This window comes from Leptodesmis sp. (genome assembly GCF_052746595.1).
This window is the reverse complement of record NZ_JBRAGO010000060.1, coordinates 16,661-28,281: the sequence shown is the minus strand read 5'-3', so window position 1 is coordinate 28,281 and position 11,621 is coordinate 16,661. Positions and strand designations below refer to the sequence as shown.

The 11,621-nt window shown below is 48.6% G+C and carries 10 protein-coding genes and 1 pseudogene; 7 read left to right on the top strand and 4 right to left on the bottom strand.

The annotated features are described in order from the left end of the window. Nucleotides 1-156: 156 nt before the first annotated feature. Nucleotides 157-1,521: a UDP-N-acetylmuramoyl-L-alanine--D-glutamate ligase gene (gene murD, locus ACUVQO_RS14120; protein ID WP_445926491.1), complete on the top strand. Its 1,365-nt coding sequence runs from the start codon at nt 157-159 to the stop codon at nt 1,519-1,521. A gap of 79 nt (nt 1,522-1,600) precedes the next feature. Here murD and ACUVQO_RS14115 read toward each other — a convergent pair whose 3' ends face one another. Together ACUVQO_RS14115 and ACUVQO_RS14110 are read right to left on the bottom strand one after the other, a co-directional pair. Further along, entirely contained in the window at nt 1,601-1,909 is a 309-nt protein-coding gene (locus tag ACUVQO_RS14115; RefSeq protein ID WP_445926489.1) for a hypothetical protein, read from the bottom strand. 176 nt (nt 1,910-2,085) lie between these two features. After that, nucleotides 2,086-2,685, bottom strand: a pseudogene (locus ACUVQO_RS14110) (cysteine hydrolase family protein). Between the two features lie 467 nt (nt 2,686-3,152). Between ACUVQO_RS14110 and ACUVQO_RS14105 the strand changes: the two are divergent. Further along, nucleotides 3,153-3,677 carry a type IV pilin-like G/H family protein gene (locus ACUVQO_RS14105; RefSeq protein ID WP_445926488.1) on the top strand — a complete coding sequence of 175 codons (525 nt, stop codon included), beginning with the start codon at nt 3,153-3,155 and terminating at the stop codon, nt 3,675-3,677. 77 nt (nt 3,678-3,754) lie between these two features. Here the strand turns inward: ACUVQO_RS14105 and psaK are convergent, their stop codons facing one another. Next, nucleotides 3,755-4,033, bottom strand: a complete 279-nt coding sequence (gene psaK / locus ACUVQO_RS14100) for a photosystem I reaction center subunit PsaK (protein ID WP_445926487.1) — start codon at nt 4,031-4,033, stop codon at nt 3,755-3,757. 140 nt (nt 4,034-4,173) lie between these two features. Between psaK and ACUVQO_RS14095 the strand changes: the two genes are divergently transcribed. Further along, nucleotides 4,174-4,845 carry a phosphoribosylanthranilate isomerase gene (locus ACUVQO_RS14095; RefSeq protein ID WP_445926486.1) on the top strand — a complete coding sequence of 224 codons (672 nt, stop codon included), beginning with the start codon at nt 4,174-4,176 and terminating at the stop codon, nt 4,843-4,845. A gap of 111 nt (nt 4,846-4,956) precedes the next feature. On the opposite strand, the gene mrdA is transcribed toward ACUVQO_RS14095, so the two are convergent. Then, a complete protein-coding gene (gene mrdA, locus ACUVQO_RS14090; RefSeq protein ID WP_445926485.1) occupies nt 4,957-6,699 on the bottom strand; it encodes a penicillin-binding protein 2 in 1,743 nt (580 codons plus the stop codon). Nucleotides 6,700-7,222: 523 nt separating this feature from the next. On the opposite strand from mrdA, the gene ACUVQO_RS14085 reads away from it, so the two are divergent. The 4 genes from ACUVQO_RS14085 (at nt 7,223) to ACUVQO_RS14070 (ending at nt 11,474) form a co-directional block, all read left to right on the top strand. Beyond that, nucleotides 7,223-8,353 (top strand): ABC transporter ATP-binding protein, encoded by a 1,131-nt coding sequence (locus ACUVQO_RS14085; RefSeq protein WP_445926484.1) that lies wholly within the window; start codon nt 7,223-7,225, stop codon nt 8,351-8,353. Nucleotides 8,354-8,562: 209 nt separating this feature from the next. Beyond that, the gene (locus ACUVQO_RS14080; RefSeq protein ID WP_445926483.1) at nt 8,563-9,669 is read left to right on the top strand and encodes an ABC transporter substrate-binding protein; all 1,107 of its coding nucleotides are present in this window, start codon (nt 8,563-8,565) and stop codon (nt 9,667-9,669) included. Nucleotides 9,670-9,745: 76 nt separating this feature from the next. Next, nucleotides 9,746-10,642 carry an ABC transporter permease gene (locus ACUVQO_RS14075; protein ID WP_445926482.1) on the top strand — a complete coding sequence of 299 codons (897 nt, stop codon included), beginning with the start codon at nt 9,746-9,748 and terminating at the stop codon, nt 10,640-10,642. Nucleotide 10,643: 1 nt separating this feature from the next. Beyond that, nucleotides 10,644-11,474 (top strand): ABC transporter permease, encoded by an 831-nt coding sequence (locus ACUVQO_RS14070; RefSeq protein WP_445926481.1) that lies wholly within the window; start codon nt 10,644-10,646, stop codon nt 11,472-11,474. Nucleotides 11,475-11,621: the final 147 nt, after the last annotated feature.

The window sequence follows — 11,621 nt, the reverse complement described above, 5'->3', positions numbered from 1 at the left end:
TTCCCGACGCTCACCCGAAGCGGGTAGAGCGCGGGGCTGCTGCTGTTAAAGCTCATGAATTGGTACGAGCGACAGCCTGAATGTAAAGTCTAGAAAAATGGATGAGGCTCCCTGCGGTACTATAAAGAATGCAAAATGAGGGGATATTCATCTGTGATGCCGAATGCTTGTGTCATTGGTCTGGGAAAGTCGGGGGTTGCAGCAGCTCGATTACTCAAGCGGGAAGGGTGGCAAGTCACAATCAACGATCGCGGCACCTCTGAAGCGCTCAAACAACAACAACAAGACCTGGCTGCAGAAGGTATCACTGTCAATTTGGGAACGGCGTTTGATCCAGAAGTACTTCAACCGGATCTGGTTGTTGTCAGTCCCGGTGTACCCTGGGATATACCTGGTTTAGTGCGGAGTCGAGAATTAGGAATTGCCACCATTGGGGAAATGGAACTGGCATGGCGCTACCTACAGGATGTTACCTGGGTGGGGATTACAGGCACAAACGGCAAAACGACCACTACTGCTTTAACCGCTGCCATTTTTCAAGCTGCGGGATTTCGTGCGCCTGCCTTTGGCAATATCGGCTTAGCAGCCTGTGAAGTGGTGTTGGCCAAAGAAAAACCCGATTGGGCAATCGCTGAACTCAGCAGTTACCAGATTGAAGCCTCGCCATCGATCGCTCCTAAGATTGCCATCTGGACGACCTTTACCCCCGATCATTTAAACCGACACAAAACCCTGGAACGGTACTACAGCATTAAAGCTCACCTGCTGCATCAGGCTCAGTACCAGATTTTTAATGGTGATGATCCTTATCTCCGCAAGGTAGGTGAGTCGATGGCGGTTCCCGTTCGCTCCGAAGCCTGCTGGACGAGTGTTAACGGTAAAGCACACCTGATTGGTGATCCTAATCAGGGCTTTTACATCGAAGATGGGTGGGTCAGAACGGCAAACGAGTTAATTCTACCCGCCAATCTGTTGAAGATGCCAGGACATCACAATCAGCAGAATCTATTAATGGCGATCGCGGCCGCCCGATTAGCAGGGATTGATAAAAATGCGATCGCCGAAGCGGTTGCCACCTTTCCTGGCGTACCTCACCGCCTGGAACACATTTGTAATTGGCATGGGATTGACTTTATCAATGACAGTAAAGCAACCAATTACGATGCGGCAGAAGTGGGTCTGTCTGCAGTCAACAGTCCGGCCATTTTGATTGCCGGAGGAGATGCCAAAATTGGAGACGATACGGCCTGGATGTCTGCCATTCAACGAAAAGCTGCTGCTGTTCTGTTAATTGGAGATGCCGCACAACCCTTTGCTAAGCGGTTGCAGCAAATTGGGTATACCCAGCATGAAATTGTGGAAACGATGGAACAGGCCGTGCGGCGATCGGCAGAACTATCACAACAACTGGATGTGAAAACCGTCTTGCTGTCGCCAGCCTGTGCCAGTTTTGACCAATATCAAAATTTTGAGCAACGGGGGGACCATTTCCGGCAACTTTGCCTGGAACAGTTGACATAAATTCAGTCCAGCGAGAGAACCGGAACTTTCTCCCAAGAGAACCTATGCTGCCGAAGCTGGTTAAAGTTGCAGTTAGTTGCTAAGAATTCTCCTGTTCCTCCTTGCCTTGCTTGACCAGGATTCTGGCACCTAAAGCCAATAATCCTGGCAGTAGAGCAGGAGTGGGAATTTCGTCGGTGGTATCTGCCACTGGCACAGAATGATTCGCATAACTGGAATTAGTCGATCCTCCTGTAAGCGGGGTATTGGTAAGAGGCTCAATTGAGGGTTGTGCCTGGGAGGTAATGGGCGGCGCAGGGGGGCTGGCAGATCTGTGTCGAGATCGGCCACCGGAAAATGAAATTAGCACCAGCAACAACAAGGGAAGGAGTAAGTAAAGTTGGGGCATGAGATTACTGGTATAAACACTGACACCCCATTAATCGGCTATGCCCGTTTTAAACCGGACTTAGTCTCCTTGCCAGGTCATTTCTTCACGCAAGAATTCTGTAATTTAACGGAATTTCGTATTTCTTTATTGGAGGGAAGAAGAAACTCAAGCTTCTTCCCTCCAAGTAGACTGAGCTAAGCCAATGCTTTGTCTTCGCTCAAGCGAGGTGCATCAGGACTAGTCGGCACCAAGACACGATCGATCCATTCCTCGGTGCTCAGAACAGTACTGATCATCATTTGCTGGGCTACGAGAATCGATCGATGCATCTCTTCAGCACTGACACTTCCTGCCGAATTGCTAACGGCTAGAGTTCCAGTTGCATTAGACAGGAACTCAACCTTCAATCCTAGATGCATGGCTTGACGTGCAGTAGTGTCGCAACACATATGGCTCATGTAGCCAGCGATCATAAGCGTATCAATTTTGCGTTCTTTCAACCAGGCTTCCAACTCTGTTCCAGTAAAACAACCGGGATAGTTCTTTTCGATCAGCAAGTCATAAGGCCGATCGGCCACTTCAGGATGAAGCTACCATTCTGCAGTATGGCGCTTGAAGAAAGGTGTATCTGACTGAGTGAATGTATGCTGAGCCACAATCACCGGAATGCCTTGGGTCGTTGCAACATCCATCACTCGTGCAATGTTACTCAAATGGCCTGCAGGATAAGTAATCGGCAATGCACCTGTAAAGTATTCATCTTGGACATCAATCACAATCAAGGCACGTTTCATAGAACCCTCACCGATGAAGTTAGGACAATTAAACGAACAGCTTGAGACATGAGTGAAATCATACTATGGAGGGAAATAGTATAGTCATCGTTGAAATAGAAATCCGGAAATGCTGCTCTCTATACAACTAGGTGGCACAGTGATTGGCTCCGCCTGAGATGGCAAACTTCCATTATCTTTCAGTCAGTGTAAGAGGTATAAGTTTTACTGAGATACGGATCTCTGGCCTTTGTCTCAGCGTGCAAATAAATTTCTGTGTTCCCTACGAATAGGGCTGCGAAGGTAAACCTGGAAAGCGTAGAAATCTTTATAAATCCTTAAATAAAGTACATGATTTTCTAGCCGTAATTTTACAGATACGGCTTGTAAATTGTCCTGGTTTCCTCCCAAACTATACGTAATAAGTAGCAGCAGGGTTCTACCGATGTTAATTTGCTTCGACGTTTACGGCCACAGGAGAGTTGGTTGTGCAAAGCAGGCTGCTGGTCAGGCTACTACAACACAGGGCACCCAAGAATAGCGACTTCAAGACACAGGGCTTTACGCTACTGGAATTATTGGTAGCTGTTGTAATCGGAGGGATTCTGGCCGCGATCGCCATCCCATCCTTTCTAAGTCGGGCGAATACCGCAAAGCAGGTAGAAGCCAAAATGTACCTTGGCAGCTTAAATCGCTCCCAGCAAGCTTTTTATGCTGAACATGGCAGATTTGGCAAATCTCCCCAAGAATTAGGGCTATACAGTCAACCAACCAGCAATTACGAGTATCAGGTTGACATCCCAAACGATGGGAGCCTACGTGCTGTCCACTATGCAAATTCTAGAGTATTAAAGCTGCGGCCTTATGCCGGCATGGTAGCTTTAGTTAGACAGGGATCCGTCATGGCTACTGTTCTATGTGAAGCTGAAGAACCCGCATTGGGGCCAGCTACACCTCCAACTGTTGATGATGCGTCTGTTGCTTGTAGTCCAGGAACAAAGGCGCTGAATTAGAGAGAATAGCCCAGCAATATTTCATTGCTGGGCCAGAGGCGAAGTTACGTTATCTCAAAGAATTCTGACTCGAAGACTTACAGAACCCCGGCATTGGTCAGTCCTAAAATGGCACCCGCTCCCAAGATATGGCCGAAACTAACAGTCGCCAATAATTCGGGAAGCCCAAATTCTCCACCAAAAGGATCGGGGAGTTCAACTGGCAACTGGGGGCCAACTCCCTTCCGTTGAATGGCATAACGCCCGATCGCGATCGCGATAAGGTTACAAACTAGCATGGTGATACCAACTCCCAAAGACCAATTGGGAACCCGGTAAGGCACAGTTGCAGCAGCTAATAGAGTGGTATAAAACAAACTTTTACCTCCTGTATTGAAAATACATACGAGATCGAGAGAATAAAAGGATTATAAAAATCTGCTGTCACAGAACTGCAATGTTGCTTTAAGTTGTTTTAATAGTTAATGAATAGATTCGTGTTTTGCAACAAAAGTGGATGGCTTTCAGAGTCAAAATCTGTGGAATCACCCGACCAGAGCAAGCACAGGCGATCGCCACAATGGGAGCTACTGCTCTGGGATTCATTTGTGTCCCTGAATCACCCCGCTACGTAACACCGGAGCAAATTCGGGCGATCGTTACTAAATTACCTCTATTCCCCGATACTCTGCAGCCGATTTGTAGTTGCATCGGGGTATTTATGAATAGCAGCCTGGACGTCATTGAACAAACAGTAGCGATCGGCCAGTTAACTGGAATCCAACTACACGGCGATGAATCCCCAGAATTTTGCCAGCAGGTTCGCGATTGCTGTTCAGGGGTCGAAATTATTAAGGCTCTGCGTATTAAATCCTCTAGTGCCCTGTATCAAGCCACACTTTATCAGCACTGCATTGATACCCTGTTGCTAGATGCCTATCACCCCTCTCTGGCAGGTGGTACGGGTCAAACTCTGGATTGGGCCAGTCTGCAGCAATTTCGACCGACTTGTTCCTGGTTGTTGGCTGGTGGGCTAACCCCGGATAATGTCTTACTGGCTTTGCAACAGGTTCATCCCGATGGAATTGATCTCTCCAGTGGCGTGGAGTTTTCTCCTGGCAATAAGAATTTGGAAGAGGTGGCTCGTTTGTTTGCTACGTTGGGTCACTGTGGCCTATATACCCACTAATAGCAAGCTGTGGACAGAACCTGAATCAACAGTCCATCCTACGTTTTTTCTAATTTGTAAGCAGGCCTACTGAGTATGAACTCTTTCTACTCAACACCCGGTTTTCTGCCCCTATTGGCCCTGGCTCTGGTTCCAGGATTTAGTATGTTGACTGGCTCTCTTCTTTTTCAGATTAAAGTAGGCGGACAACACCTGCCGCACCATTGGCGCACCCACTGAACCGCCACCGCCGCCTGATTTTTCTGCAAAGGCCACCACGACAATTTCTGGTTTCTCGGCTGGAGCATAGGCCCCAAACCAGGTATCAGAACCACCACCCATATCTTCGGACGTACCGCTTTTACCTGCGATCGCAGGCAAGTTGGGATCATTCACAGCCTGTCCGGTGCCGTAGGTAACAACTTCCCGTAAGCCTTCTTGCAACCTCTGCACTGTCGTGGGTTGCATATTCAGCGATTCCCGCCAGCTTTTTGATTCCTCGTTATCTTTTAGCAGGTGGGGTTTTACTCGGAATCCCCCATTGGCGGGAACTGCAAACATAACCGCAACCTGTAATGGTGTGGTCAGCAAAAAGCCCTGCCCAATGGACATATTGATGGTGTCTCCTAAAAACCAGCCCTGCCCAAATTCTTTCTTTTTCCACGCATCATCGGGGACTAAGCCAGGAGATTCCTCAATCTCCAACTCCAGCCCTGTTTTGCGTCCAAATCCAAATCGACGGGTCCAGTCAATTAGTGTATGGTCGCCAATAGTCATAGCCACTTGATAAAAGAAGGTGTCGCTACTCCAAGCAATTGCACCAGGAAAATCAAGGGGACCAAAACCGGCCCGATTCCAATCATTAAACACGATCCCACCCACCGTGATGGATGGATAAGTCGGCAATACCGTATCAGGCGAAAACTTGCCCGATTCTAGGGCGGCTGCTGTTGTTACAATTTTGAAGGTACTGGCGGGTTGGAAGGCTTGTAAGGCTCGATCAACAAAGGGGTGATCGGCGCTCTGGAGTTGTTTCCACTGGGCATCGGTAATTCGGGTAGAAAACAAATTGGGATCAAAGGTAGGGCGGCTGACCATCGCCAGAATGGCTCCATTGCGGGGATCCATGGCGACGATCGCACCCTTGCGATCGCCTAGAGCCGCTTCGGCTGCTTTCTGTACCTCAATGTCGATCGTCAGGGTAACATCCTGGCCTGCCTGGGTTGGTTTCTGACCAAGAATTCTGACTACCTGACCGGAGCCATCTACTTCCACTTGTTGGCCACCCCACTCACCCCGTAACGTTGCCTCAAAGGCCTGTTCAATACCCATCTGTCCAATTACATCACCCAGACGGTAGCCTTCTTGCTTGCGTTCTTTGAGCTCTTCATCACTCAATTCGCCCGTATAGCCCAGTACATGAGCGGCTAAATCTCCGTTCGGGTAGTAACGCACCGCTTCTGCATCCACCTGGATTCCTTCCAACTCACTGCCATACTCGGATAGCGCAGTGACCTGAGCCGGACTAATGCCCCGGGCGATTCTAACCAAGAACGGAGAGTTGTAACCTGCTTGCTCTAGGCGTTGGTGAATCACAGACTCTGGAATATTCAAAATTTTAGAGAGGCGACGAATCGTATTGCTCCATTCCCCTTTCTTCTGGGCTAGAGGCCAGAGAAAGACGGAATGAGATAAGCGGCTACCGGCCAGAATCTTGCCATTTCGGTCTAGAATCTTGCCCCGTTCGGGCTGCTTGGGTATCAGGCGAATCCGGTTATTTTCTGCCAGTTGGCGGTTCCGCGTCCCTTCAATCAATTGCAAATATACTAATCGACTCCCTAGGCCGGCCACCAGAACCAGGGAGACAATCAGCATTAAAAAAATTGACCGATATCGTTGCCCAACAGTACGGGTTTCAGATTGTTTTATGGACGGTAAGGAGGAGTATAGGAGCGCCATGAAGGTGAAGAAACGGAATCGGATTCGGCAGTGTTAAAAGCGATAAAAAATGTTTATTAATCGGCAAATTCCCATTTTTTGATGATTGAAAGGATAGAAGTGGGCAGTCTATGACTATACCTGTTTTGACGTTTTATAGTCATTTCATTGATCTCCAGGTAGTCAGAATAGTTTAATTTGGGTATTTAAAACAACAGTTGGTTTCAGTATGAAGCAAATTGCTTGGAGTTCTAAACCGGCCTTGGCTGGATAAAATAAACCAGAAGTCTGCTTCTGAGCCTTGTCTAAGTCCAGAACAATCGTTTCTCTGGAGCGGAAAACAACCGTTCTCTAGCTGGATTTGGTTTGGCTCCAGTTCTAACCTAAAGCTTGTCCGCAATTGGTAGAGATTGATGGAAATTCATAGAAAAGGTTAACACCAATAGGGAAATTGCCCGTTATGTCTCAGGCTGCTACTCAAAACCAGATCCTGACTACTGCCAACTCCGAATTTGATGTGGAACTCCGCAAAGTCTTTAAGCTCTTCAATGGAGAAGCAGTAGTACGAAACGTTGATCTCTCAATTCGGCGAGGAGAATTTTTCAGCATCCTGGGGCCATCTGGGTGCGGTAAGACCACAACGCTGCGGCTAATTGGTGGCTTTGAGAGTCCTTCAACGGGGGAAGTGCTGATCCGGGGGCGATCGATGACCCGCGTACCACCCTACCGTCGTCCGGTGAATACCGTATTTCAAAGCTACGCACTGTTTAACCATCTGACCGTCTGGGAAAACGTTGCTTTTGGGCTGAAGCTGCAAAAATACCGCAAGGCCGAAATGCAAGCTCGGGTAGACGACGCTTTGAAACTGGTGAAGATGGAAGCCTTTGCCAGACGGTTTCCGGTTCAACTGTCTGGTGGGCAGCAACAACGAGTGGCTCTGGCACGAGCACTGGTGAATCGTCCTGCCGTTCTGCTCTTGGATGAACCGTTGGGAGCGTTGGATTTGAAGTTACGGAAAGAGATGCAGCTTGAAATCTCCAACTTGCACCGAGAGTTAGGGTTGACCTTTGTGATGGTGACTCATGACCAGGAAGAAGCGTTGAGTTTGTCCGATCGCATCGCCGTGATGAACCAGGGCCGGATCGAGCAAATTGACGCTCCCCATCGGATTTATGAGCAACCCAAAACGCCCTTCGTGGCCGACTTCATTGGAGACACCAATTTATTCCACGGAAAAATTGAGGGATTCACCTCCAGCACTTTATGGATTAATACCGACAACGGCCTACCAATGAAAGCCCAACCTCCGGAGGCCGGCCCATCCCTCACCTGCAGTTCAGTCATGGTGAGCATTCGTCCAGAAAAAATTCAGGTTAGTCTCTCGCCACCGGCTGAGGCTGCCAACTGTTTTGAAGGCCGTCTCCTGAATGTCATGTATCTGGGAACGCATGTGCATTACACTATTGAACTGCGCTCTGGCGATCGAGTCACCGTCTTGCAACCCAACACCTCCAATTCTCTCCCCAGTGCCGATACCCCCATCTTTCTGTCCTGGCAAATTCAGGATTGTTTGGCCCTACCTGTAGAGTAAAGGAGGTTTTAAGTTCTTCGTTTTAGGCTTTCAGTTTGGAGATTAATTTAAACCTTGTCCAAGGCCAAAATCGTAGTTTCTCTGATAGGAAAATTCCAGTTTTCTAGTTGGACTTGGTTTAAAACTCAAAACTCTTGAATTTTAACTCTTAACTTTTAATTTTTAACTTCTAATAATTTTTAATTCGTAGTTCCTAATTCTCAATTCTTATGTCTTCCCTGCCTTCCCTTTCCCGTCGTCAGTTTTTGCAGATGACCGCTACAGTCTCAGGTCTGGCTCTTTCGGGATGCGGCTGGACGCTGGCAGAAGTTCGTCCGACCAGCGGGACAAAGGGAAATAAAGAGGAGCTATCCATTTACACCTGGGACAGTTACGTCGATCCGCAACTAACTGAAACCTTTAAGATGCAGACAGGGATTCAGGTGGTCGCCGATATCTTTAATTCCAATGAAACCATGTTGGCCACGTTTCAGGCGGGGAAGGGAGACGTTTATAGCGTGATTTATCCCTCTGACTACAAGGTGTCGGAGATGATCAAACGCAATTTTCTCAGCCCTCTGGATCACTCCCGCTTAACTGGGCTGACAGAGTTATTACCCCAATTTCAAAACTCAGTCTATGACCCCGGAAATCGGTTTAGTGTTCCCATTAGTTGGGGAACCACAGGCCTGCTCTTTAATACCGATGCCCTTGCGCCTCCGAAGGATTGGGACTATCTCTGGAAGCAGCAGCAGCAACTCAACCGAAAAATGACGCTTTTGGATGATATGCGAGAAGTGATGGGAGCCACCTTGAAATCCCTGGGACATTCCTACAACTCCACAAAACCGCGAGAAATCAGACAAGCTTACGAAAAGCTACTGAAATTGAAGCCTGCGGTCACCACATTTACCACTGATGCCTGGAAAGACCGCTTACTGGCTGGGGACTTGTTGTTAGCTATGGTCTACTCTGCCGATGCTGTGCGATTAATTCATGAAAATCCCGATAGCAAACTGGCTTACGTCATTCCTAAAAGCGGCACCTCTCTCTGGAGCGACACGATGGTGATTCCCAGAACGGCTCCCAATCCCGATGCCGCTTACGCCTGGATTAACTTCATGTTGCAACCCGCGATCGCCGCTGACATCACCCAGCGACTCTTTTTTGCTACTCCCAATCAGGGAGCAATGGATCAACTTCCGACGAGCCTGAGAAACAATCAAAATTTATTTCCGCCCGATGAGGTAATGCAACGCTGTGAACGCATTCAACCCCTGGATCCCAAGGTCACTGAACTGTATGAGCAATACTGGACGAAACTCACCAGCGCGTAAGGGAATTAAGAGTTAAGAATCAAAACCTGTAATCTCCTGCTCTTACACCCCCTTTATTCCCCATTCCCCATCCCCAATGGCAACTCATTCCCCCTCCTTAGCACCTGAATCACAATCAAAAACGTCTCCCGCATGGCTGCAACCGCTGTTAATGCTGGCTCCAGCGGGAGTATGGCTGGTTTTGATGCTGCTCATTCCGACTTTGCTGATTTTTCAACTCAGCCTGGTGCCAGGAATTCGGCCTGGTCAGGTGGTGAATCCATCCGGGTTGGATAATTATTTCCGCATCTTTCAGCCGGATTACTGGCCAGTATTGCTACGATCTCTTTCTTTCTCTCTGGGAACCACCTTTCTCTGTTTATTATTGGGGTTTCCCGTGGCTTATTGGATTGCTTTGATGGTGCCCAAGCGGTGGCAGAATCTGGTATTATTGGCGTTTGTCTTACCCCTGTGGACTTCTTCTTTATTGCGTTCCTACGCCTGGATTACTATCTTGCGACCCACAGGGCTGTTAAATAGCGCGTTGACCAAGCTAGGACTGCCACCTCTGGATATTCTGAACCGGGAACCTGCCGTGTTAATTGGTATGACCTATAGCCTGTTGCCCTACATGGTGTTGATTCTGTATGCCTCTCTAGAAAAGCTCGATCGCCGCCTACTGGAGGCCGCAGCGGATTTGGGCGCGACTCCCCGACAAGCCTTTTGGAAAATTACCGTACCCCAAAGTTTGACCGGAATTGCGGCTGGAGGCTTACTGGTATTCATTACCTGCATGGGAGATTTTGTTAATCCAGAGGTGTTAGGAGGGGCTTCCAGCATGACAATCGCTCGGCTGGTCTACAACCAGTTTCTGGGAGCTACTCAAAACTGGGGGTTCGGTTCCGCCCTAAGTATGTTACTGATTTTGATTGTCAGTATCGCAATTGCCCTGTTATTAAAATACGGCGATCGCAGTGGAGCCGGAGGGGTATAAGATGAACGACTTGCGCTTCAGACCCACATTTCCAATCTCCTGGCAGGCCTTGTTTTCGTTGCTGATTTTTGGGTTCATGTACCTGCCCATTCTGGTACTGACTATTTACAGCTTCAACGATTCTCGCTACAGCACCGTTTGGAAGGGATTCACCTGGAAGTGGTATCAATCGCTGTTGCAGGACAGTCGCATTTTAACCGCTCTGACGAATAGTTTGGTTGTGGCAGTGGTGGCGGTGGCGATCGCAGCCGTCATCGGTACTCTGATGGCCGTTGGATTAGCCAAATACCATTTCTTCGGTAAGCGGGTGTATCAGGGAGTGGCCTATCTGCCGCTGATTATTCCCGATATTGCGATCGCTGTAGCCACCCTGGTGTTCCTGGCTGCCGTGGCGATTCCCCTGAGTGGTGGCTTAATCCATTTAAGCCTGGGTACGATTATTGCCGCCCATGTGGTTTTTTGTCTGGCTTACATTGCGCTGGTTGTTTCCACTCGCCTCACCGACCTGGATCCGCACCTGGAAGAAGCCGCTCTGGATTTAGGAGCCACTCCTACCCAGGCCTTCTTGCAAGTATTACTTCCGGAACTGATGCCTGCGATCGTGGCCGGCTGCCTGTTAGCCTTTGTCCTGAGTCTGGATGATTTCTTAATTGCCAGCTTTACCGCTGGCGGAGGAGCCGCCACCCTGCCAATGGAAATCTTTAGCCGCATCCGGACAGGGGTTAAACCCGACATCAACGCCCTTAGCGTTATTTTAATTCTCTCATCGGGCTTCCTCTTTGCTCTAGCTGAATACCTGCGCTACCGCAGCGAGAAAAAGCAGTTTGAGTAGCAGCGATTGTCTTGAAAGTTAAGCAGAATTGAGAAGAAAGTTATGCCCTCTAAGTCAAGGAGGAATTCGATTTGAAAAACGAGTATTCTGATCGAGAACTGCGATCGTAAATTTTGTTCTCATTTGAGAAAGCAAGCAGTAAACAGG